A 21519-nucleotide genomic window follows, 5' to 3' on the forward strand; every position below is an offset into this window, starting at 1 on the left:
TTGAATCAACCTCGAAGGAGTTGAGAACGGTGCAGTTCGGCATCTTCAGCGTCGGCGACGTGACCACCGACCCCACCACCGGGCGGACCCCCACCGAGCACGAGCGGATCAAGGCCATGGTGGCCATCGCGCTCAAGGCCGAGGAGGTCGGGCTCGACGTGTTCGCCACCGGCGAGCACCACAACCCGCCGTTCGTCCCGTCCTCGCCGACCACCATGCTCGGCTACGTCGCGGCCCGGACCGAGAAGCTGATCCTCTCCACCTCCACCACGCTGATCACCACCAACGACCCGGTGAAGATCGCCGAGGACTTCGCGATGCTCCAGCACCTCGCCGAGGGCCGGGTCGACGTGATGATGGGCCGCGGCAACACCGGCCCGGTCTACCCGTGGTTCGGCAAGGACATCCGCCAGGGCATCCCGCTCGCGATCGAGAACTACGCGCTGCTGCACCAGCTCTGGCGCGAGGAGAACGTCGACTGGCAGGGCCGCTTCCGCACCCCGCTGCAGTCCTTCACCTCCACCCCGCGCCCGCTCGACGACACCCCGCCGTTCGTCTGGCACGGCTCCATCCGCAGCCCCGAGATCGCCGAACAGGCCGCCTACTACGGCGACGGCTTCTTCGCCAACAACATCTTCTGGCCCAAGGAGCACTTCCAGCGCCTGATCGAGCTCTACCGGGAGCGCTACGCCCACTACGGCCACGGCACCCCCGAGCAGGCGATCGTCGGCCTCGGCGGGCAGGTCTTCATGCGCGCCAACTCCCAGGACGCGGTCCGCGAGTTCCGCCCCTACTTCGACAACGCCCCGGTCTACGGCCACGGCCCCTCGCTGGAGGAGTTCACCGAGCAGACCCCGCTCACCGTCGGCAGCCCGCAGGAGGTCATCGAGAAGACGCTCGCCTTCCGCGAGACCTTCGGCGACTACCAGCGCCAGCTCTTCCTGATGGACCACGCCGGGCTCCCGCTCAAGACGGTCCTGGAACAGCTCGACCTGCTCGGCGAGGAGGTCGTCCCGGTGCTGCGCAAGGAGTTCGCCGCCGGCCGCCCGGCGCAGGTGCCCGACGGCCCCACCCACGCCGCGCGGGTCGCCGCCCGCGAGGAGGTGACCACCCCGTGAACACCCTCAACCTCGTCGTGGTGACGGCCGGCCTGAGCGTCCCGTCCTCCACCCGGCTGCTCGCCGACCGCCTCGCCGAGGCCACCGCCCGCGACCTGCGCGCGGCCGGCCGGGAGGTCGACGTCCGGGTGGTCGAACTGCGCGGACTCGCCCGGGACATCGCCGACAACCTGGTCACCGGCTTCCCGCCGCCCGCGCTGCGCGACGCCGTGCGGGCGGTCGAGGAGGCGGACGGGCTGATCGCCGTCACGCCGATCTTCTCCGCCTCCTACAGCGGGCTGTTCAAGTCCTTCGTGGACGTGCTCGACAGGGACGCGCTGACCGGCAAGCCCGTGCTGATCGCCGCCACCGGCGGCACCGCCCGGCACAGCCTCGCCCTCGAACACGCCCTGCGCCCGCTGTTCTCCTACCTGCGCGCCGCCGTCGTCCCCACCGCCGTCTTCGCCGCCTCCGAGGACTGGGGCGCCGACGGCGGCGGCGACGGCTCGCTCGCCGGACGGATCGCCCGGGCGGCCGGCGAACTCGCCGAGAGCCTCGCCGGCCGGCCCGCCACCCCCCGCACCCGGCCGACCGAGCAGGTCGTCCCCTTCGCCCGGCAACTCGCGGCGCTGCGCGCCCACTGACCCGAGGAGCAGACACCGATGGAACCCCGAATCCACGACAACACCGAGCAGTCCCGCTTCGAGATCAGCACCGACGCCGGCCCCGCCGGTTTCGCCGAGTACCAACTCCGCGACGAGGGACGGACGTTCGCCTTCGTCCACACCGTCATCGACCCCGCCTTCGAGGGCCAGGGCCTGGGCGGCAAGCTGGCCCGCGCCGCGCTGGACACCGTCCGCGACCGCGGCGCGAACGTCCTGCCGTACTGCCCGTTCATCCGCGGCTGGATCGCCAAGCACCCGGAGTACGTGACGCTGGTGCCGGAGGAGAAGCGCGCCGCGTTCGACCTCTGAGCGCACACGCCTGACGGCGGAACCAGGGGCGCGGGGACCTGCGCGCCAGGGCGGGCACGCACAGCCGGATCGCGACGCAGGACGGTGTCCTGCACGGTCGCGCGACCTGGCCGGTGTGCTCCTGCCGCGGCGCGCAGGTCCCCGCGCCCCTGTCACGCGTCGTGCCGGGCCTTGCCGGGGGGCTGCGGGGCGTGGACGAACCGCTCGGGGAGGGCTATCGTCGCCGGTCGTGACCTTTTCCATCGTGGCCCGGCAGGGCAGTGCGCTCGGTGTGGCAGTGGCGAGCAAGTTCCTCTCGGTGGGGGCGTTGGTGCCCGCGGCCGAGGCGGGGGTCGGGGCGTTGGCGACGCAGGCGTGGGCCAATCTGGCGTACCGGCCGCAGGGGATGGCGATGCTGCGCAGCGGGGCCTCGCCGGCGGAGGCGGTGGCGGCGCTGCTGGCGGCCGACGAGCGGCGGGCGCACCGGCAGTTGGGCGTGGTCGGGGCGGACGGGCGGGCGGAGACGTACACGGGGGAGGAGTGCCTGCCCTGGGCGGGGGGTCTGGCTGGGGACGGGTACGCGGTGCAGGGGAACATCCTGACCGGGCCCGAGGTGGTGCGGGAGATGGCCGCGGCATGGCTGGCCTCCGCCGAACTGCCGTTCGCCGAACGGCTGGTGGCCGCCCTCGCGGCCGGGGACGCGGCGGGCGGGGACGCCCGCGGGCGGCAGGGCGCCGCGCTGTACGTGGTGGACCCGGGCCAGGGCGTCGGCGGGTGGGGCGACCTCGCGTACGACCTGCGGGTGGACGACCACCCGGACCCGGTGGGCGAGTTGGGGCGGCTGCTGGCCGTCCACGAGGTGCTGCACGGGGTGTCCGACCTGGCCGAGCTGCTCCCGCTGGAGGGTGAACTGGCCGAGGAGGTGCGGCGGTTGCTGGGCGGGCTCGGGTACGACTCGCTGGACCGCTGGGCCGGGGTGGAGAACCTGGAGGGCCGCCTCGCCGAGGGCCGGATAGACCCGCTGGTGCTCGACCACCTGCGGGCGGCCTCCGGGGTGCGGTGACGGCCCGCTCAGCGCAGCAGTGCCTTGGCCAGGTCGGCGATCAGGTCGTCCGGGTCCTCCAGGCCGACGGAGAGCCGCAGGACGGCCCCGGCGGGCTTGTGCGCGGCGGCCACCGGGCGGTGGGTGAGCGAGGCGGGGTGCTGGATCAGGGTGTCGACGCCGCCGAGCGAGACCGCGTGGGTGATCAGTTCGCAGTGCTCGGCGATCGCCGCGGCGTGCGGGTGACCGCCGGCCGCCTCGAAGGCCAGGGTGCTTCCGCCGCCCCGGAGTTGGCGTCCGAGCAGCGGCGAGCCGGAGCGGCCCGGGTAGTGCACGGCGGCGACCTCGGGCTGTTCGGCCAGCCAGTCGGCGATCCGGGCGGCGGAGGCGGAGGCGGCGCGCACCCGCAGCGGCAGGGTCTGCAGGCCGCGGTGCAGCAGGTAGCCGGCCAGCGGGTGCAGGACGGCGCCGGTGACGGCCCGGACCCGGCGCAGCCGCTCCGCCCAGGCGGCGGTGCAGGCCACCGCCCCGGCCAGCACGTCGCCGTGGCCGCCGATCGACTTGGTCGCCGAGTGCAGCACCAGGGTGGCGCCGAACGCGGCGGGGTTCTGCAGGACCGGGGTGGCGAAGGTGTTGTCGACCAGCAGCGGGACGCCGCCGCAGCGTTCGGCGGTCGCGGCCAGGTCGAGCAGGTCCAGGGTGGGGTTGCCGGGGGTCTCGACCAGGACGAGCCCGGTGTCGGGGCGCAGCGCGGCGGCCAGCGTGCCGGGGGCGGCCCAGGTCACCTCGGTGCCGAGCAGGCCGGAGTCCAGCAGGTGGTCGGAGCCGCCGTACAGCGGGCGCAGCGCCACCACGTGCCGGCGGCCCTCCGCGGCGGCGGCGAGCAGGCAGGCGGAGAGCGCGGCCATGCCGGAGGAGAAGGCCACCGCCTCGGCGCAGCCCTCCAGTTCGGCCAGCGCCTGTTCGAAGCGGGCGACGGTGGGGTTCCACAGCCGCTGGTAGACCAGGCCGCCCTCGGCGGGCGGGCGTCCGCCGGTCGCCAGCGCCTGGTAGGCGTCGCCGCCGGTGGTGAGGTCCGGTACGGGGTAGGTGGTGGACAGGTCGAGCGGGGGGACGTGCGTGCCGAGTCCGGCGAGGTCGTCGCGGCCGGCGTGCACGGCTCGGGTGTCGAGTCGGCTCATGGCGCTCGATGGTGAACGGGTGGGCGTCGAATGGCCAGAGTGACGGCAGATGATTCGGCGGGGGCGGCGGCACCCTTGCGGATGTTCGGCGCGGACCGCCACGCTGGTGGCGTGCCGAACATTCCACGGGCCCGCGCGGCGGAGCTCGACGAGGTCGACCGCGCGATCGTGCGGGCGCTGCTGGCCGACGCCCGCACGCCCAACAACGCGCTGGCCGAGCAGGTCGGGGTGGCCCCGTCCACCTGCCTGGCACGGGTGCGGGCGCTGCGCGGGCGCGGGGTGATCGCCGGGTACCACGCGGAGGTGGACCTGCCGGCGGTCGGGCTGCCGCTGCAGGCGATGATCTCGGTGCGGCTGCGGGCGCACACCCGGGAGCAGAACGGCAGCTTCCGGGCCGCCGCGCCCGGGCTGCCGGGCGTGCTGGCGGTGTTCCACATGGCGGGCAGCGACGACTACCTGCTGCACGTGGCGGTGGCCGACCCGGAGGCGCTGCGCTGCTTCGTGGTCGACCACCTGACCACCCACCCGGCGGTCGCGCAGACCCGCACCAACCTGGTCTTCGAGCGCATCCCCGGGGCCGGATCACCGATCTGACGCCCCGTCGGCCCCGCCTGCGGCCGGCCTCGTCCGGCGGCCATCGGGGCGGCCGGCGGCGGCGGCCGGCGGCGGCGGAGGGCGGGGCGTCCACCGGCTCCGCGGGACGGGCGGAGGCGGAGCGCGGCGCGGCTCGGCACCCGCAGGTGCGGTGGCGCTCTCCGGCGGACCGGGGCCGAGGGGTTCCGGCAGGTCGGCGGACATGATCCCCAGGAGGCGCGGGATGGTGGCGAGTTGTGGCCACTGTCCAGCATCCGCCGCCGCAGTCGGGCCCGTTCGGCCTTACCGTACTGAGTATCGGTGATCTGTCCGGTTCGCTCGGACGGGGCAGGGCTGCCGAGCCCCGACGCGGCCGGACGACGGCGCCCTTCCGCTCCCACCCCGGTCGCCCCCGTTGCGAAGGGACCGACCATGGCTGTCGCGGACCCACCCCAGACCGTGCGCTACTGCCTGAGCCTGGCGACCGTGCCCGCGTCCGTACCCGAGGCGCGCCGGGGGGCGCGCGCCGAACTGGCCGCCCGCGGGATCGGCCCGGACGATCCGCTGACCGACACCGTGCTGCTGGTGGTCAGCGAACTGGTCACCAACGCGGTCCGCCACGCCGCCCCGCGCTCGCCCCGCACCGTGCTCCAACTCGACTTCGGCGCGGGCGAACTGGCGATCCGGGTGCACGACCGGCACCCGCACTGCCCGCAGCGCCCCGAGGTCCCGCACCAGGACGGCAGCGGCGGCTGGGGCCTGGGCCTGGTGCACGAGCTGGCCGCACTGGCCGGCGGGGTGACGGAGACCGTCGCCGATCCGGACGGCGGCGGCAAGACCATGGTGGTGCGCCTGCCGGTCGGGCGCTGAGCGCGCCGGGGCGGGTGGGCGCTGAACGCGCGGGGTGCGGGCGGGTGCTGGGCCGGGCGGGCGCGGGGGAGAGGTCTGGCGCGGGGCCGGCGCCGCGTCCCGGCGGACGCCGGTTGGGAAGACGATCGTCGGACGACCCCGCGGCTCCACTCTGCTGCATGCCAACTGTTATTGCAAGTAAGTCGCAATAAGCCGGAGCGCCGGACCCGGCGCTCAGCAGCGCCGCAGCGCGCCCGGCGCGCGCAGGCTCTCCAGCGACGGGTACCCGTCCACCGCCATCAGCAGGTCCGCCTCCGCCAGCAGCGAGCGCAGCACGTGCACCGCGCCCGCCTCGCCGCCCAGCGCCAGCCCGTACACGTACGGCCGCCCCACGCCCACCGCCGTCGCGCCCAGCGCCAGCGCCTTGACCACGTCCGCGCCGCTGCGCACGCCCGAGTCGAACAGCACCGGCCGGCCGTCCGCCGCCTCGACCACCTCGGCCAGCGACTCCAGCGCGGGCAGCCCGCCGTTCGCCTGCCGACCGCCGTGGTTCGAGCAGTAGACCCCGTCCACGCCCGCGTCCACGGCCCGGCGCACGTCCTCCGGGTGGCACAGGCCCTTCAGCACGATCGGCAGCCCGGTCAGCGAACGCAGCCACGGCAGGTCGTCCCAGGTCAGCGGGTTGCCGAAGACCTGCACCCAGTCCATCACCGCGCCGCGCGGGTCCCCGTCCGGGTCCTGGAGCCGGGCCCGGAACACCGGGTCCGAGGTGTATTTCGCCAGGCAGTGCCCGCGCAGCTGCGGGAAGCTGCCGCTGCCCAGGTCGCGCGGCCGCCAGCCGGTCACCCAGGTGTCCAGGGTGACCACCAGCGCCTTGAACCCGGCCGCCTCCGCCCGGTGCACCAGCGACTCGGCCAGCGCCCGGTCGGTCGGCGTGTACAGCTGGAAGAAGCCCGGGGTGTCGCCCAGCTCCGCCGCCACCGCCTCCATCGGGTCCACCGAGAGCGTCGAGGCCACCATCGGCACCCCCGTGCGGGCCGCCGCCCGGGCCGTCGCCACGTCCCCGTGCCCGTCCGGCGCGCACAGCCCCACCACCCCCACCGGCGCCAGGAACAGCGGCGAGGCCAGCTCCAGCCCGAACAGGTCCACCCGCAGGTCCCGCTCCTTCGCGCCCACCAGCATCCGCGGCACCAGCCCCCACCGCTCGAACGCCGCGGCGTTCGCCCGCTGGGTGTGCTCGTCGCCCGCCCCGCCCGCGACGTACGACCACAGCTCCGGCGCGAGCGCCGCCCGGGCCCGCTCGGCCAGGCCCGCGTACGTCATCGGGTACTTCGGGGCGACGCCGAACAGCGCCTCGAAGTAGATCTCGTTCTGGTAGTCGCCGAACTGGGGGGCCATCCGCGCTCCTCGGGGGTGGGTGGGGGAGGCCCCACGTTCCACCGGCCGCCGGGCGGTGGTCAAGGGCCGCGCCACCGGGCCCCGGGGCCGCCGGGCCGCCGGGCCGTCGGCCTCCCGCGCCCCCGCGCTCCCGCCCTCCCGGTGGAAGATCGACCGGAGGTAGCCTGGCAGCGGATGTGGTGACCATGCGAGCGAACCAACCCCAGGCGTCCGGGACGGCGATCCCCGAGGTCCCGTTCACCGCGCCACCCGGCGGACCGGCCGGCGTCGAGGTCATGACGCTCGCCGACCTGCGCGCCCGCCGGGCCGCCGCCACCGACGGGGACTTCCACCGCCCGCAGCGCCCCGCCTTCCACCACCTGCTCACCCTGGAACGCGGCCGGCTGCGCCACACCGTCGACTTCACCGCGCACACCGTCGAACCGGGCAGTTGGCTCTGGGTCCGGCCCGGCCAGGTCCAGCAGTGGGGCGAACTCGGCGACGCGGACGGCACCCTGGTGCTCTTCGAACCCGGCTTCCCCGACCCGGCGACCGTCGCCGCCGCCCGGCTCGACGACCCCTTCGCCGCCGCCGTCCTGCACACCGACGGCACCGACCGGGAGGCCCTGCTCCACGCGGTGCGCCACCTGCACCGCGAGTACGCCTCCGGCGCGGACCTGCCCGCCGAGGTCCGCCACGCCCTGCTGCGCCACCTGCTGGCCGCGCTGCTGCTGCGGCTGGCCCACCCCGCGGTGCCGTGCGGCAGCGCCGCGGGCGAACCCGGCGAGACCTACCGGCGCTTCCGGCAGGCCGTCGAGCACCACTTCACCCGCACCCGCCGGGTCGAGGACTACGCGCGGCTGCTCGGCTACTCCCCGCGCACCCTCTCCCGGGCCACCCTGGCCGCCGCGGGCGTCGGCGCCAAGGAGTTCGTCGACCGCCGGGCCGTCCTGGAGGCCAAGCGCCTGCTCGCCCACAGCGACAGCTCCGCCGCCCGGATCGCCGACCACCTGGGCTTCGCCGACGCCGCCAACTTCGCCAAGTTCTTCCACCAGCGCACCGGCACCACCCCCACCGCCTTCCGCGCGGCCGTCCGCGGCGGCGTCGACCGGCACTGACCGGCACTGACCGGCGCTGACCGGTGCGGAGGGGCACTGACCGGCGCCAGTGTCCGCAGTGCGTCACCGTCAGGTTCCGATCCGGTCTGGAAAAGGGCCCGGCGGTGTCGTCGGGAGGGGGTGGACCCCTAGGGTGCCCCGTGAAGGTCCTGTGATCGGTCGCGGGGGCTTCTCCTGACAGCGGCGCGGAACCAGCCTAGGAGCACGGAACGTTGGAGACTCTCGGGGCGGGCGATCCGCACACGGTCGGCCCGTACCGGCTGCTGGGGCGGCTGGGGGCCGGCGGCATGGGCGAGGTGTTCCTCGGGCGGACGGCGGGCGGCCGGACGGTGGCGGTGAAGACGGTCCGCCAGGAGTTCGCCGGGGACCGGGAGTTCCGGCAGCGCTTCCGGCAGGAGGTGGCCGCGGCCCGGCGGGTCGGCGGCCGGTGGACCGCGCCGGTGCTGGACGCCGACACCGAGGGGCCGCAGCCGTGGGTGGCCACCGGCTACGTCGCCGGGCCCTCGCTGTCGGACGCGGTGCGGCAGTTCGGGCCGCTGCCGCCGGTCACCGTGCGGGCGCTGGGCACCGGCCTGGCCGACGCCCTGGCGGCCGTGCACGAGCTGGGGCTGCTCCACCGGGACGTCAAGCCGTCGAACGTGCTGCTGGCGCTGGACGGGCCGCGGCTGATCGACTTCGGCATCTCCCGGGCGCTGGACGCGACCTCCGCCCTGACCAGGTCCGGCTACGTGGTCGGCTCGCCCGGGTTCATGTCGCCCGAGCAGGCCCGGGGCCGACCGTCCGGACCGGCCGGCGACGTGTTCGGGCTCGGCGCGGTGCTCGCCTTCGCCGCCACCGGGCGGGCCCCGTTCGGCGAGCAGGACAGCGCCGCCGGACTGCTCTACCGGATCGTCCACGAGGAACCGGAACTCGACGGCCTGGACGGCGAGTTGCTCGAACTGGTGCGCAACTGCCTGGACAAGGACCCGGAGCGCCGGCCGACCCCGGCCGCCATCCGGGAGCGGCTGGTCCGCAGCGCCGCCGGCCAGACCGGGCTCGGTGACCGGAGCTGGCTGCCCGGCGCGGTCTCCGAGGAGGTGGCGCGGATGGCCGTCGCCCTGCTCGACCTGGAGTCGCGGCCGCTGCCCCCGGCCACCGTCCTGGCCGCGCCGCCGACGCCCGCCGCGCCGCCGACCGCCCCGTACCAGGCGGCCACCGCCCCGTACCCGCCGTCCCCGGGCTTCGGCCCGCCCCCGCCGGGCTACCCGGCCGCCGCGCCCACCCCGCCCGGCCAGTACCCGTACCCCCACCCGCACACGCCCGCGCCCCACCCCGCCCCGCAGCCGCCGGCCAAGCGCCGGGTGGCGCCGCTGGTCGCCACCGGTGTCGTCGCGGCGGTGCTGGCGGGCCTGGGCGTGTGGGCCGCGACGGGCGGGACGGGCGGGACGGACGACGTCGCGGACGGGCCGTCCGGCAGCCCGGCGGTCACCAGCAGCGGGAGCGCCCGGCCGACCGGGACGGTCACCCCGGCCGGGCACGACAGCAAGAAGGCCGAGCCCGCGCCCTCGCCGTCGTCCTCGCCCTCCCCGTCGGCGTCCCCCTCGCCCTCGCCCCCGGACGACGGGGACGCCGTCGCGGACGCGTTCCTGGGCATCTTCGAGGGGCCGATCAGCGCGTCCGGGAACGGGCCGCGGCTCGTCATCCGGATCACCGTCCACCAGGGCGCGGTCGGTGACACGATCGCCTTCGTGGAGAGCGACGGCGGCCTGGGCACCAACCAGGTCGTGTGCACCAACGAGGCGGCCCTGGTCTCCGCGACCAAGACCCGCCTGGTGGCCCGCTCGCTGCCCGAGACGGTCAGCGCCGGCTGCACCCCGCTCTCCGGCGACGGCGTCCTCACCCCGAACAAGGACGGCTCGCTGCACTTCGTCCAGCAGGGCTTCACCGGGGACCTGGCGCGCCACTCCTGACACCGGCGCGCCGTGGTGTCGAGGTCACCCGCGCCGGGTGAACGCGGCCCGGTAGGCGGTCGGGGTGAGGCCGGTGCGGCGGGCCAGGTGGTGGCGCAGCGAGTCGGCGGTGGCCAGGCCGCTGAGCTCGGCGACCCGCGGGACGGGCAGGTCGGTGGTCTCCAGCAGCTCCCGGGCGCGGTCGACCCGCTGGTGCAGGAGCCACTGGAGCGGCGTCAGGCCGGTCTCGGCCTCGAAGCGGCGGGTCAGGGTCCGGACGCTGACCTTCGCGTGCGCCGCGAGGGCGGGGCGGCCGAGCGGTTCGTGCAGGCGTTCCAGCGCCCAGGCGCGGGTCGGGGCGAGCGAGGCGCCGGCCCGGTCCGGCGGCAGCGGCGACCGGATGAACTGGGCCTGCCCGCCCGGCCGGACGGGTGCGGCGACGATCAGCCGGGCGGCGGCGTTCGCGGCGGCGGCGCCGTGGTCCAGCCGGATCAGGTGCAGGCACAGGTCGATGCCGGCGGACAGCCCGGCCGAGGTCAGCACGGTGCCGTCCTCGACGAACAGCACGTCCGGGCGGAGCGTCACCGCCGGGTAGCGGCGGGCGAACTCCGCCGACCGGGCCCAGAACGTGGTGGCGGTGCGGCCGTCCAGCAGCCCGGCCTCGGCGAGGACGAACGCGCCGGTGCAGATCGAGGCGATCCGCGCGCCGTTCGCGTGCGCCCGGCGCAGTGCGGCCAGCACCGCGGGGTCGACGTCGTCGCGGGCGCCCGTGCCGGTGACCAGCACGGTGTCGGCGTCGTCGACGGCCTCCAGCCCGTGCGGGACGGCCACCTGCAGGCTGCCGCCGGAGGCGACCGGCCCCGGCGCGCTGCCGCAGACCCGCACCCGGTAGGCGCGCCGGCCGTCGACCCGGGCCTCGCCGAGGACCAGGTCGGGGATCGACAGGTCGAAGGCGGTGACGGGCGGGACGGCGATGACGGCGACGCGGTGCATGACCCGGACCTCCGGAGGCGCTGGTGTGCGGGCCGCCAGGCTACGGGCCGTCGGGAGCGGCCCCGGGCGGGGGAGCGGCGGGTGGCCCGAACTTCCGCAGGAACGGCATCCGGGCCACTGCCCGGCGCCCGGCCCGGGGAGCAGGCTGGCGGGGCCGGGGCGCGCAAGGCCCCGGCGTTCCCGGAGCGAGAGAAGAGCACGCATGTCCTCCCTGTACGTCGTCGTGGGCGCCGGAGCGACCGGAGCCGCCACCGCGCTGCTGCTGGCCCGGGCCGGTGAGCGGGTCCGGCTGGTGACCCGCCGGGGCGCGGGCCCGGTCCACCCGCTGATCGAGCGGATCGCCGCGGACGCCACCGACCCGGTCCGGCTGGCCGGACTCGCCTCCGGCGCCGCCGCGCTGGTGAACTGCGCGATGCCCCCGTACCACCGCTGGCCGGAGGAGTTCCCGGCGCTGGCCGCCGGGCTGCTGGGCGCGGCGGAGCGGACCGGCGCCGGGTACGTGATGCTGGGCAACGTCTACGGCTACGGGCCGGTGGACGGCCCGGTCACCGAGGACCTGCCGCTGCGGCCGAGCAGCGTCAAGGGCGAGGTGCGGGCCCGGATCTGGGCGGACGCGCTGGCCGCCCACCGGGCGGGCCGGGTCCGGGCGACGGAGGTGCGGGCCGGGGACTTCCTCGGCGCGGGCGCCGTCTCGCCGTTCACCCTGCTGGTGGCCGCGCCGGTGCTGGCGGGCCGGCCGGTCGCCTACCCCGGCGACCCCGACGCCCCGCACAGCTGGACGTACACCGGGGACGCCGCCCGCACGCTGGTCGCCGCCGCCCGCGACGAGCGCTCCTGGGGCCGGGCCTGGCACGTGCCGTCCGCCTCGCACGCCCCGGCCCGCGAACTCGCCGTCCGGCTGGCCCGGTTGGCGGGCGCGCCCGCCCCGGAGCTGAACCGGATGAGCACCGAGGCGCTCGCCGGGGCCGCCCGCGCGGACGTGGTGATGGCCGAGGTCCCGGAGATGCTCTACCTGTACGACCGCCCGGCCCTGATCGACTCCACCGCCACCGAGACCGCCCTCGGCCTCCCGCCCGCCACCCCCCTGGACACCGCCCTCACCGAGACGGCGGCCCGCTGACCGCCACCGCGCCCGGCCCCGCCGTGCGGCTCAGGTGGCCGCCCGGACGGCGGTGCCGGGCGTCTCTCGGGGGTGGCCGGTGGTGGAGTTCCACAGCCGCAGGCCGACCCGGGTGCCGTCGGGGAGCAGGGCGTCGGCCGGGTGGCCGCCGGCGGACGCGGCCGGGGCGCTGCCGGGGGTGCAGGGAGGGGAAGGCGGCGGTCGGGTCGGTCGGGTAGCTGCGCCGCCGGGCCGGGGGTGGCGGTGAGCAGCGGGACGCTGGTGCGGCCGTCCCCCGACACGTCGGCCCGGATCCGGCCGGGCAGGTCGGTCGCGGTCCGGCCGGATCCGGGCGGGCGCCGCCGAGCAGCGGGGTCAGGGCGGCGAGCATCCGGTCGCCCGCGGAGCCGGGCCGGTCCGGCGCCAGGAGGGGGGCGGCGTCCAGGCCGTCGAACGCCCGCTGCCGCGGCGCGGCGGTCGCGGTCCGGGTCAACGCGGCGGCGTCCGGCGGGACTTCCCGGGCGGAGCCGTCCCCGGCGCGTTCCCGGACCTGCGCCCGGCGGCCGTTCGGCAGGGTGGGCAGCACGGTGAGGTCGAACTCGTCGGGTCGGGGCCGCCGGCGGTGCCGGTCGTCGTCGGGCTGTCCGTGGCCCTCTCGCGCGGCGGCCCCCGGTCCTTGTCGCACCACCGGCCGATCGTGCGGCGCAGTGGCGGGGTGTCGGACCGGACAGAACGGGACGAAGTGTGACGATGCGAGGGTGACCACCTCCAGCCAAGTCAGCCAGGCAGCCCCGCCCGTCCTCGACCGGCGGCAGCGGAACGTCGTGTTCGGCACCATCGTGCTCGGCATGCTGCTGGCCGCCCTCGACCAGACCATCGTCGGCACCGCGCTGCCCACCATCGTGGCCGACCTCGGCGGCGCCGCCCACATGTCCTGGGTGGTGACCTCCTACCTGCTCGCGGAGACCGTCACCACGGCGCTGGTCGGCAAGATGGGCGACCTGTTCGGCCGCAAGATCGTCTTCCAGGTCTCCACGATCGTCTTCATCATCGGCTCGTTCCTGTGCGGTCTGTCCACGAACATGCTGCTGCTGATCGTCTGGCGGGCGGTCCAGGGCGTCGGCGCCGGCGGTCTGATGGTCACCTCGATGGCGCTCATCGCCGACGTCATCCCGCTGCGCGAGCGCGGCAAGTACCAGGGCGCGATCGGCGCGGTGTTCGGCGTGGCCACGGTGATCGGCCCGCTGCTCGGCGGCCTGTTCACCGACCACCTGTCCTGGCGCTGGGCGTTCTACGTGAACGTGCCGATCGCGATCGTGGTGGTGATCGCCGCCGCCCGGAACATCCCCGTGGTCAAGTCCGCCGTCCGCCCGGTCATCGACTACCTGGGCATCACGCTGGTCGCGATCGGCGCCAGCGCCCTGATCCTGGCCACCAGTTGGGGCGGCAACGAGTACGCCTGGGGCTCGGCCGTGATCATCGGCCTGTTCGTGGCCGGGGTGGTCGCGCTCGCCCTGTTCTGCCGGGTCGAGACCAGGGCCGCCCAACCGACCCTGCCGATGCGGCTGTTCCGCAACCAGGTGTTCACGGTCTGCTCGATCCTCAGCTTCATCGTCGGCTTCGCCATGCTCGGGGCGCTGACCTTCCTGCCGACCTTCCTGCAGTACGTCGACGGCGACTCGGCGACCGTCTCCGGCGTGCGCACCCTGCCGATGGTGCTCGGCCTGCTGATCGCCTCGATCTTCTCCGGCAACGTGGTCTCCAAGACCGGCCAGTACCGCTTCTTCCCGATCGTCGGCTCGCTGGTGATGGCCGCCGGCCTGTACCTGCTCTCGCTGCTGGACGTCGGCACCAGCGCCTGGCTCGCCAGCCTCTACATGTTCGTGCTCGGCACCGGCATCGGCCTGTGCATGCAGGTGCTCACCATCGCCGTGCAGAACACCGTCGACTACGCGGACCTGGGCACCGCCACCTCGGGCGTCACCTTCTTCCGCACCCTGGGCTCCTCGTTCGGCACCGCCGTCTTCGGCACCATCTACGCCAACACGCTCAAGACCAACCTCGCCGACGGCGTCGCCGGGTCCGCCCGGGCCACCGGCGCCGACCCGCGGCTGCTCGGCGCCGCCGCGCAGAGCCCGCACGGCGTCCACGACCTGCCCCCCGACCAGGCCGCGCCGATCATCCAGGCGTACGCCGACTCGCTGCACACCGTCTTCCTGTGGACCATCCCGGTCGCCCTGGTCGGCTTCGTGGTCGCGCTCTTCCTCAAGCAGGTCAAGCTCCGCGACTCCGCCCGGGCCAGCTCCTCCGACATGGGCGAGGGCTTCGCCCAGCCCTCCTCCGGCGACTCCTCCCGGCTGCTCGAACTCGCCGTCGCCAAACTCCTCGGCAGCGCCGGGCTGGACACCGCCCGGGAGGTCGTCCACGTCTCCGGCACCCGCCTCGACGTGGCCGGCGCCTGGGCCGTCATGCAGGTCGAACTGTTCACCCGCACCGTCGGCCACGCCAGCCTCAACCTGATCGCCGCCCGCCGCCGCATCCCCCCGGAGGTGCTCCAGCCGGTCTTCGACCGGATGGTCGCCGAGGGCTACCTGGAGGGCGACAGCGGCTTCTACCAGCACACCCCGGCCGGCGCGCAGGAGGCCGCGACCATCACCCGCACCTGGGCCGACTGGCTCAACCGCCGCCTGGAGGAGGACCGCGGCCGCCCGCGCAGCGCCGAACTGCGCGCCGCCGCCGACACCATCGCCAAGCGGATGATCGCCGAGGACCTCGCCGAGGGCATCCCGGTGGTCGGCAGCACCCTCGCCGGCCGCCGCTGACGCCCCGCCACCGACCCCGGCCCGCCGCGCCGCGCCCGGCCCCGTCCCGCCCCGTCCCGCCCCGTCCCGCGGACGGGGCCGTCGGGCGGTGCGAGGACAGGCCCTAGGCTGCCCCCATGCTCCTGTACGCCCTCGCGCTCGTCTTCCTGTTGCTGTTCGGCGTCGGCGTGCTGCGCGACCGGCGCCGCTTCGGCAACGCCGTCTGCCTCGGGCTCTCCGTCACCCTGCTCACCCTCGCCCTGCTCGCCACCCTCCACCGGGCCGACTCGGTCGCCGCCGAGGCCGTCCTGATCGTGGTGGTGCTGGCCCCCGCGCTGGGCAGCCTGGTGCTCGCCGGGCTGCTGATCGCCAACGGGCTCAAGATGGTCCGCAAGGAGGGCCGCAGCCTCGGCAGCCTGCTCGCCCTGCTGGCCGGCCTCGCCATCCTGGCGGTGTTCGCCCTGCTGCTGGCCGCGACCGGGGCCGACTCCGAGGTGCTGGTCGTGATCGCCCGCACCGTCTTCGTGCTCGCCTGCTACCTCTCCTTCCTGTTCGTCTGCTTCGTCGGCTACGCCTACCTGTACGGCCGCCTGACCCCCCGCGAGGACGTCGACTACGTGGTCGTCCTCGGCACCGGCCTGCGCGACGGCAGCCGCGTCCCGCCGCTGCTCGCCAGCCGCCTGGAGCGCGGCCGCCGCCTGTACGAGCGGCAGGTCGAGCGCGGGCGCTCCCCGTTCATGATCGTCTCCGGCGGCAAGGGCTCCGACGAACAGCTCCCCGAGTCCCACGCCATGGCCGACCACCTGGTCGAACACGGCTTCCCCGCCGACCGGATCATCCGCGAGGACCGCTCCCGCACCACCGAGGAGAACCTCCGCTTCAGCCACGCGATCATGGCCGCCGCCGACCCCGACTACCGCTGCGTCGTCGTCACCAACAACTTCCACGCCTTCCGCGCCGCCGTGTTCGCCCGCCGCGAGGGCGTCAACGGCCACGTGGTCGGCTCGCCCACCGCCGCGTACTTCTGGCCCAGCGCGACCATCCGCGAGTTCGTCGCCGTGCTGGTCACCTACCGGTGGGCCAACCTCGCGGTGGCCGCGCTGCTGGTGCTGGAGTCGCTGAGCGTCTGAACCGTCAGCCGTCCTTGCGCAGTTCCAGCATCGACACCGGCAGCCACGGCCCGCCGTACCAGTACGCCGGGCCGAGGCCGCGGACGGTGCCCGCGCCCAGGTGGGCGGCGTAGCGGCGGACCATCGGGGAGAAGTCGGCGAGCAGCAGCCGGCCGCCCGGGCGCAGCACCCGCAGCGCCTCGTCCAGGGCGCGCAGGCGGGCGGCCGGGTCGGGGACGTTGTGCAGGACCAGGGCGGAGGTGACCAGGTCGAAGGCCGCGTCCGGGAACGGCAGCGCGGTGACGTCGCCGGTGTGCACCTCGACCCGGTCCCGGACCCCGGCCGCGGCGGCGTTGGCGAGCGTCGCGGCCGGGGTGTTGCCGCTCTGGTCCTTCGACGCCCACAGGTCCACCCCCACCGCCCGCCCGCGCGGCAGCCGCCGGGCCGCGCCGATCAGCACCGCGCCCCGGCCGCAGCCCAGGTCCAGCAGCTGCTCGTCGCCGCGCAGCCCCAGCGCGTCCCACTCGCGCTCCCACACCCGCAACTTGCCGCGCAGCGTGGTGTGCAGGTACACCCCCGCCTGCGCCAGCAGCCCGGCCCCCAGGCCCGCCACCGCCGCCCGGCCCCGGAACGGGCGGGCGGCGGCCGTGAGCGCGCAGGCCGCGCCGAGGGCGGTGGTCGAGGAGACGAAACCGGGCGCGTCGACGCCGTACCGGGACAGGGAGGTGAACAGGTTCTCGGTCATGCCCGCAGTCTCGCGGCCCGGACCGGGACGGGTCTTGGACGAATGTTCCGGTGTCCCGGTGTTTCGGCCTTCCGGCGCTACCCGTTCAGGTAGCCCGGGGCGGACCAGGCCACCTCGTCCACCGACAGCCACGGCTCGCGCGCCACCGCGGACGGCGTCACCCGGGCGAAGTCGGCGACCTCCCGGTGCAGGTGCGACTGGTCCGCGTACCCCGCCTCCGCGGCGACCGCCGCCGGGCGGTGGCCCGCCGCCAACCGGTGCGCCGCGTGGTCGAACCGCACCAGCCGGGCCGCCTGCTTCGGCGACAGCCCCACCTGCGCCCGGAATCGCGACCACAGCCGCTTGCGGCTCCACCCCGCCGCCGCGGCCAGCCCGTCCACCCGCGCCGTCCCGTGCGAGCGCGCCAACTCGCGCCACGCGTAAGCGACTTCCGGGTCCACCCGGCGGCCCTCCGGGAACCGGGCGGTCAACGCCCCGGCCACCAGCGCGAACCGCGACTCCCAGGACGGGGCCGCCCGCAGCCGCTCCTCCAGCCGGACGGCGTCCCGGCCCCACACCTCGTCCAGCCCGACCAGCGGGCCGCCCTCCGCCGCGAAACCCGCCAGCACCGCGTGCGCGACCAACGGCGACAGGCGCACCTGTAGGCACTCCACCTCCCGCCCGCCCCCGCGCAACCCCTCCGGGGCCAGCCCCACCACCGCGCTGCCGCCCACCCGCCGCCCCCCGTCCGCGACCACCAGCGGCTCCGCCCCCAGGTCGATCGCCAGCGTCACCGCCGGGAACGGCACCACCCCCAGATCCGCCGCCCCCCGCGCCCGGAACCCGGCCATCGCCACCCCGGGCAGCCGCCAGGCCCGCGACGGCGTCGCGATCTCCCACAGGGCGAGCGGCTCGACGGGCTGCACCCCTCCAGCCTAGGGAGCCGAACGGCCGGGGAACAGCGGGTCGAGGCCGCTGCACGCCGGAGCCGTCGGAAAGCCCGTGCCACTGGCGGCTTCTGACGCCAGGAACCCCGACAGCCCGGGTGCCGTCGGGCAGCCCCGCTGCACCTCCGGACGCGTCCGGTTCCGGGCGACCCGTCGGAGTGGCCGGGCTGGCGGAACGCACCGGTGCGCGGCGCCGCCCGGGTGCGGTCAGGGGGTGAGGGAGGCGGTGGCGTCGACCCGGGTGGCGGTGAGGGTGGCGCGCAGGTGGTGGTAGGCGGGGGTGTCGAAGTGGCCGGCGCGGGGGTGCAGGACGGTGGCGGCGGAGAGGGCGACGGCGTCGGGGAGGACGGCGGGCCAGCCCGCGTTGCCGGAGAGGCCGGCGGCGAGGGCGGCGACCACGGAGTCGCCCGCGCCGGTGGGGTTGCCGGTGACGGCGGCGGGCGGGGCGCAGCGCCAGGTGCCCTGGCGGTCGACGGCGAGCAGGCCGTCCGGGCCGAGCGAGGCGAGGACGGACTCGGCGCCGCGCCGGATCAGCACCCGGGCGGCGTCGCGGGGGTCGGGCAGGCCGGTGGCGGCGGTGAGTTCGGCGGCGTTCGGCTTGATCACGGTGGGGCCGGCCGGGAGCGCGGCGAGCAGCGCCGGGCCGTCCGCGTCGAGCACCACGGGCAGGTCGAAACGCCGCCCCAGCACGACGAGTTGGCCGTAGCCGTCGGCGGGGGCACCGGGCGGCAGGCTGCCGGAGAGCACCAGGACGGCGGCCTGCGGCAGCTGCCGGGCGGTCTCGTCGAGCAGGGCGTCCCACTCGGCGGCGGTCAGCGCCGGGCCGGGTTCGTTGAGCACGGTGGCGTCGGCGCCGTCCGCGACGGTGACGGTGCGCCGGGTGTCGCCGCCGATCGGCACCGCGGCGTGGTCCAGCCCGGCGGCGGCCAGGTCGGCGCGCACCGCCTCCCCGGTGGGGCCGCCGAGCGGCAGCACGCAGCGGACGGGGCGGCCCAGCGCGGCGAGCACCCGGGCCACGTTGACGCCCTTGCCGCCCGCCTGGGCGGCCACCTCGGTGACCCGGTGGCTGGTGTGCGGGCGGAACCCGGGGACGGTGTAGGTGACGTCCAGCGCCGGATTCGGCGTGACGGTGAGGATCACGGCGGACGCCCCCAGGGTGGTGGTCGGTTGTTCGTCGGGCAGGTGCACGGGTGGTGTGCATGACTGAATCTGCGTGATCATATCGGTTTTCGAGCAGATTCGAGCAGGGAAGTGGGATTCTCGGCCGTCCGGCCCGCGGGTGGGGGGCGGCCGGGGTGCGGCCGGAGCGGGGGCGGTGGTGGGCGGGACGGCGAGGGGCGCTAAGTTGGCTGTACATCTTTTGGGGTCGGACCGTTGTGGAGGGAGAACCCGTGAGCCAGGGCGCCGTCCCGTTCGTGGTGCTCGCCGCCGCGCTGCTGCACGCCGTGTGGAACGCGCTGGTGCACGGGGTGCGCGACCGGATGGCCGGGATCGCGCAGATGAACCTGGTGTTCGTGGCCTTCGGCGGGGCGCTCGCGCTGTTCGTCCCGCCGCCCGGCGCGGGCACCCTGCCGTACCTGCTGGCCTCCGCCGCGCTCCAGACCGGGTACCAGCTGCTGCTGGTCCGCGCCTACGGGCTCGGCGACTTCGGCCAGCTGTACCCGATCGCCCGCGGCACCTCCCCGGCGGTGGTCGCGCTGCTCTCCGCCACCGTCCTGCACCGCCCGCTGCCCGCCGGGCAGTTCGCCGCCGTCGTGGTGATCTCGCTCGGCCTGGCCGGGCTCGCGCTGGTCGGCGGCGTCCCCGGCCGGGGCCAACTCCCGGCGATCGGAGCCGCGTTGGGCAACGGCGTGCTGATCGCCGGGTACACCGTGGTGGACGCGGGCGGGGTCCGCGCCGCGCACTCGGCCGCCGGGTACATCGCCTGGATGTTCCTCCTCCAGGGCCTGGCCGTCCTCGCCGCGGTGGCCGCCGTCCGCCGCGGCACCCTGCGGCCCGCGCTGCGCGAGGGCCGCGCCGTCGGACTGGCCGGCGGGCTGATGTCGCTCACCGCGTACGGGCTGGTGGTCTGGGCGCAGACCGTCGGCGACCTGCCCACCATCGCCGCGCTGCGCGAGACCTCCATCGTCATCGCCGCCCTGATCGGCACCCTGGTCCTGCGCGAACGCCTCGGCACCCTGCGACTGGCCGCCAGCGCGACCGTGCTGGCGGGCATCGCGCTGCTGGAACTCGCCCACTGAGGGGAGTGGGAGGACGAGTTGACGGGCCGTCAGTCGAAGGACTCCAGGGCGGCGGCCAACCGGTCCGCTGCGGTGGCGAGTTGGGCGGGATGCTCGGCGGCGGCCAGGCTGACCCGGGCGCGGGGGCCGGGCTCGGCGGTGAAGTAGTTCTGGCCGGGGGAGAGGGCGACGCCGTGGCGCAGGGCGGCGGCGGTGAAGGCCGCCGGCTCGACCCGGTCGGGCAGCGGCAGCCAGAGGTGGAAGCCCCCGCGCGGTAGGCCCGGCGGCAGCAGGGCGGGCACCCGGGCGGCCAGCGCGGCCGCGAAGAGCTGCCGCCGCTCGGTCAACTCCCTTGCCAGCGAACGCAGGTGGCGCGGCCACTCGGCGGCGGTGACCAGCTCCAGGGCGGCCTCCTGGAGCGGACGGGGCACGAAGAAGGAGTCCACCGCCTGGACGGAGCGCAACCGGGCCAGCGCCGGGCCCCGGGCCACCAGCGCCCCCACCCGCAGGCTCGGCGAGGCCGCCTTGGTCAGCGAGCGGACGTGCACCACCACGCCGTCCGGATCGTCGGCGGCCAGCGGCGCGGGCAGCTCGCCCGCGTCGGTGTGGGCCAGCAGCCGGGCGAAGTCGTCCTCCACCACGAACGCCCCCGCCCGCTTCGCCGCCGCCAGCACGGCCCGCCGCCGCCCCGCGGGCAGAACGGAGCCGGTCGGGTTCTGGAACAGCGGCTGGCAGACGAACAGCCGCGCCCCCGACGCCGCGAACGCCTCCTCCAGCAGCTCCGGGAGCACCCCGTCCGCGTCCACCGGCACCGGCACCGGGCGCAGCCCCGCCGCCCGGGCGATCGCCAACAGGCCCGGGTAGGTGGGGGATTCGACCAGCACCGGCGCGCCGGGCGGGGCCAGCGAGCGCAGCGCGCAGGTCAGCGCGCTCTGCCCGCCCGCGGTGACCAGCACCTCCGCCGCCGTGACCCCGCCGCCCACCTCCCGGGCGAACCAGCCGCGCAGCTCCGGCAGCCCCTCCAGCGGCGGACGCCCCCACGCCCCGGGACGCCGGGCGGCCCGGGCCAGCGCACCGGCCAGCGCCCGCTCCGGCAGCAGCGAGGCGTGCGGGTAGCCGCTGTTCAGGTCGATCACCTCCGGCGGGGCCAGCGCGAGCGCCGCCAGCACCCCCGAGGCGTCCACCACCCGGGCGGGCGGCGCGCCCGCCTGCGCGCTCAGCGCCACCTCCTGCCAGGAGAAGTCGCCCCGCGCGGCGGGCGCCGGCCGCGGACCGGCCCGGAACACCCCCGCGCCCGGACGCGACACCACTACGCCCTCCGCGACCAGCTCCCGGATCGCCCGCGACACCGAGACCGGGCTGACCCGGTAGCGCTCCACCAGCTCCCTGCTACTGGGAATCCGCTCCCCCGGGGAGTAGCGCAACACCGTGCCGCGCAGCGCGTCGGTCAGCTCCTGGACGGTCATCTGCTCTTCTCCTCCGGGGGCGGGACAGCCCTTCCGAGCGGCG

At 76.1% G+C, this 21519-nt stretch carries 19 protein-coding genes; 12 read left to right on the forward strand and 7 right to left on the reverse strand.

The genetic code is table 11. The features are described from left to right. Nucleotides 1–29 precede the first annotated feature (29 nt). The 4 genes from ACIP60_RS01015 to ACIP60_RS01030 all read left to right on the forward strand — a co-directional run bounded on the left by ACIP60_RS01015 (nt 30) and on the right by ACIP60_RS01030 (nt 3113). A complete protein-coding gene (locus tag ACIP60_RS01015; RefSeq protein ID WP_400678782.1) occupies nt 30–1118 on the forward strand; it encodes an LLM class flavin-dependent oxidoreductase in 1089 nt (362 codons plus the stop codon). Then, nucleotides 1115–1741 (forward strand): FMN reductase, encoded by a 627-nt coding sequence (locus ACIP60_RS01020; protein WP_400678783.1) that lies wholly within the window; start codon nt 1115–1117, stop codon nt 1739–1741. The genes ACIP60_RS01015 and ACIP60_RS01020 overlap by 4 nt, the downstream gene beginning before the upstream one ends. A gap of 18 nt (nt 1742–1759) precedes the next feature. After that, nucleotides 1760–2071 carry a GNAT family N-acetyltransferase gene (locus ACIP60_RS01025; protein WP_400678784.1) on the forward strand — a complete coding sequence of 104 codons (312 nt, stop codon included), beginning with the start codon at nt 1760–1762 and terminating at the stop codon, nt 2069–2071. 229 nt (nt 2072–2300) lie between these two features. Further along, nucleotides 2301–3113: a DUF1028 domain-containing protein gene (locus tag ACIP60_RS01030; RefSeq protein WP_400678785.1), complete on the forward strand. Its 813-nt coding sequence runs from the start codon at nt 2301–2303 to the stop codon at nt 3111–3113. Between the two features lie 8 nt (nt 3114–3121). Here the strand turns inward: ACIP60_RS01030 and ACIP60_RS01035 are convergent, their stop codons facing one another. Next, nucleotides 3122–4273, reverse strand: coding sequence for a trans-sulfuration enzyme family protein (locus ACIP60_RS01035; RefSeq protein ID WP_400678786.1), 1152 nt, complete (start codon nt 4271–4273; stop codon nt 3122–3124). Nucleotides 4274–4384: 111 nt separating this feature from the next. Here ACIP60_RS01035 and ACIP60_RS01040 point away from each other — a divergent pair, with 111 nt between their 5' ends. Further along, nucleotides 4385–4867, forward strand: a complete 483-nt coding sequence (locus ACIP60_RS01040; protein ID WP_233533582.1) for an Lrp/AsnC family transcriptional regulator — start codon at nt 4385–4387, stop codon at nt 4865–4867. Between the two features lie 411 nt (nt 4868–5278). Continuing rightward, complete coding sequence (locus tag ACIP60_RS01045) at nt 5279–5716, forward strand: ATP-binding protein (RefSeq protein WP_400678788.1); 438 nt, start codon at nt 5279–5281, stop codon at nt 5714–5716. Between the two features lie 213 nt (nt 5717–5929). Here the strand turns inward: ACIP60_RS01045 and ACIP60_RS01050 are convergent, their stop codons facing one another. Further along, complete coding sequence (locus ACIP60_RS01050; RefSeq protein ID WP_400678790.1) at nt 5930–7093, reverse strand: alpha-hydroxy-acid oxidizing protein; 1164 nt, start codon at nt 7091–7093, stop codon at nt 5930–5932. 185 nt (nt 7094–7278) lie between these two features. On the opposite strand from ACIP60_RS01050, the gene ACIP60_RS01055 reads away from it, so the two are divergent. Together ACIP60_RS01055 and ACIP60_RS01060 are read left to right on the forward strand one after the other, a co-directional pair. Next, nucleotides 7279–8190 carry a helix-turn-helix domain-containing protein gene (locus ACIP60_RS01055; protein ID WP_400678791.1) on the forward strand — a complete coding sequence of 304 codons (912 nt, stop codon included), beginning with the start codon at nt 7279–7281 and terminating at the stop codon, nt 8188–8190. Between the two features lie 212 nt (nt 8191–8402). Continuing rightward, nucleotides 8403–10139 carry a serine/threonine-protein kinase gene (locus tag ACIP60_RS01060; RefSeq protein ID WP_400678792.1) on the forward strand — a complete coding sequence of 579 codons (1737 nt, stop codon included), beginning with the start codon at nt 8403–8405 and terminating at the stop codon, nt 10137–10139. 24 nt (nt 10140–10163) lie between these two features. On the opposite strand, the gene ACIP60_RS01065 is transcribed toward ACIP60_RS01060, so the two are convergent. Next, nucleotides 10164–11111: a GlxA family transcriptional regulator gene (locus ACIP60_RS01065; RefSeq protein ID WP_400678793.1), complete on the reverse strand. Its 948-nt coding sequence runs from the start codon at nt 11109–11111 to the stop codon at nt 10164–10166. Nucleotides 11112–11313: 202 nt separating this feature from the next. Here ACIP60_RS01065 and ACIP60_RS01070 point away from each other — a divergent pair, with 202 nt between their 5' ends. The 3 genes from ACIP60_RS01070 (at nt 11314) to ACIP60_RS01080 (ending at nt 16141) form a co-directional block, all read left to right on the forward strand. Then, nucleotides 11314–12231, forward strand: coding sequence for an NAD-dependent epimerase/dehydratase family protein (locus ACIP60_RS01070; RefSeq protein ID WP_400678795.1), 918 nt, complete (start codon nt 11314–11316; stop codon nt 12229–12231). Between the two features lie 737 nt (nt 12232–12968). After that, a complete protein-coding gene (locus tag ACIP60_RS01075; protein ID WP_400678797.1) occupies nt 12969–15032 on the forward strand; it encodes an MDR family MFS transporter in 2064 nt (687 codons plus the stop codon). Between the two features lie 116 nt (nt 15033–15148). Further along, nucleotides 15149–16141, forward strand: coding sequence for a YdcF family protein (locus ACIP60_RS01080; protein ID WP_400678799.1), 993 nt, complete (start codon nt 15149–15151; stop codon nt 16139–16141). Between the two features lie 4 nt (nt 16142–16145). On the opposite strand, the gene ACIP60_RS01085 is transcribed toward ACIP60_RS01080, so the two are convergent. From ACIP60_RS01085 to ACIP60_RS01095, 3 genes are all read right to left on the reverse strand, one after another. After that, entirely contained in the window at nt 16146–16865 is a 720-nt protein-coding gene (locus tag ACIP60_RS01085; protein WP_400678800.1) for a class I SAM-dependent methyltransferase, read from the reverse strand. Nucleotides 16866–16942: 77 nt separating this feature from the next. Then, a complete protein-coding gene (locus tag ACIP60_RS01090) occupies nt 16943–17770 on the reverse strand; it encodes a helix-turn-helix domain-containing protein (protein ID WP_400678801.1) in 828 nt (275 codons plus the stop codon). Between the two features lie 228 nt (nt 17771–17998). Further along, entirely contained in the window at nt 17999–18931 is a 933-nt protein-coding gene (locus tag ACIP60_RS01095) for a 1-phosphofructokinase family hexose kinase (protein ID WP_400679900.1), read from the reverse strand. Between the two features lie 251 nt (nt 18932–19182). On the opposite strand from ACIP60_RS01095, the gene ACIP60_RS01100 reads away from it, so the two are divergent. Further along, nucleotides 19183–20031 carry an EamA family transporter gene (locus tag ACIP60_RS01100; protein ID WP_400678802.1) on the forward strand — a complete coding sequence of 283 codons (849 nt, stop codon included), beginning with the start codon at nt 19183–19185 and terminating at the stop codon, nt 20029–20031. 29 nt (nt 20032–20060) lie between these two features. Here ACIP60_RS01100 and ACIP60_RS01105 read toward each other — a convergent pair whose 3' ends face one another. Beyond that, nucleotides 20061–21476: a PLP-dependent aminotransferase family protein gene (locus ACIP60_RS01105; protein WP_400678803.1), complete on the reverse strand. Its 1416-nt coding sequence runs from the start codon at nt 21474–21476 to the stop codon at nt 20061–20063. Nucleotides 21477–21519 lie beyond the last annotated feature (43 nt).

Source organism: Kitasatospora sp. NPDC088783 (assembly GCF_044750705.1).
GTDB lineage: Bacteria > Actinomycetota > Actinomycetes > Streptomycetales > Streptomycetaceae > Kitasatospora > Kitasatospora fiedleri.

Bases quoted from the DNA above. Each gene is read 5' to 3' on its own strand.
- ACIP60_RS01105 (WP_400678803.1), bottom strand. From the start codon at position 21,476: ATGACCGTCCAGGAGCTGACCGACGCGCTGCGCGGCACGGTGTTGCGC.
- ACIP60_RS01070 (WP_400678795.1), top strand. From the start codon at position 11,314: ATGTCCTCCCTGTACGTCGTCGTGGGCGCCGGAGCGACCGGAGCCGCC.
- ACIP60_RS01035 (WP_400678786.1), bottom strand. From the start codon at position 4,273: ATGAGCCGACTCGACACCCGAGCCGTGCACGCCGGCCGCGACGACCTC.
- ACIP60_RS01080 (WP_400678799.1), top strand. From the start codon at position 15,149: ATGCTCCTGTACGCCCTCGCGCTCGTCTTCCTGTTGCTGTTCGGCGTC.
- ACIP60_RS01050 (WP_400678790.1), bottom strand. From the start codon at position 7,093: ATGGCCCCCCAGTTCGGCGACTACCAGAACGAGATCTACTTCGAGGCG.
- ACIP60_RS01025 (WP_400678784.1), top strand. From the start codon at position 1,760: ATGGAACCCCGAATCCACGACAACACCGAGCAGTCCCGCTTCGAGATC.
- ACIP60_RS01055 (WP_400678791.1), top strand. From the start codon at position 7,279: ATGCGAGCGAACCAACCCCAGGCGTCCGGGACGGCGATCCCCGAGGTC.
- ACIP60_RS01045 (WP_400678788.1), top strand. From the start codon at position 5,279: ATGGCTGTCGCGGACCCACCCCAGACCGTGCGCTACTGCCTGAGCCTG.
- ACIP60_RS01085 (WP_400678800.1), bottom strand. From the start codon at position 16,865: ATGACCGAGAACCTGTTCACCTCCCTGTCCCGGTACGGCGTCGACGCG.
- ACIP60_RS01065 (WP_400678793.1), bottom strand. From the start codon at position 11,111: ATGCACCGCGTCGCCGTCATCGCCGTCCCGCCCGTCACCGCCTTCGAC.